Consider the following 341-nt stretch of genomic DNA (forward strand, 5'->3'; position numbering starts at 1 on the left):
TCGTCCCCGCCGGCGGTCCGCGCATCCTCGACGACCTCGCCAAGTTCCTCGAGGTCGACCGCACGGTGTTCCGCCACAGCTGGGCGACGCTCACCGAGTACGGCAACATCGCCAGCGCGGTCGTCTTCGACGCGGCCCGCAGGCTGTTCGAGGAGGACACCCCGGTCCAGGACGCCACCGGTCTGATCGCCGGCTTCGGCCCCGGTATCACCGCCGAGATGGCGCTGGGCCGCTGGAGCGTCGACGCCCCCGCAGAGCTGGACTGAGTCCGACGCAACGCACCGGAACCTCGCTCAAGTGAAATTCTGCGCGGACAAAGGAAGCTGACCCCATGACTGGCC

General features: G+C 68.9%; 1 pseudogene. It reads left to right on the forward strand.

The window, feature by feature from the left end:
* Window positions 1-266 (forward strand): annotated as a pseudogene (locus tag TN53_RS43300) (type III polyketide synthase); the annotation flags it as partial.
* Window positions 267-341: the final 75 nt, after the last annotated feature.

The sequence above is a fragment of the Streptomyces sp. WM6386 genome (assembly GCF_000972385.1).
In the GTDB taxonomy this organism is placed as follows: domain Bacteria; phylum Actinomycetota; class Actinomycetes; order Streptomycetales; family Streptomycetaceae; genus Streptomyces.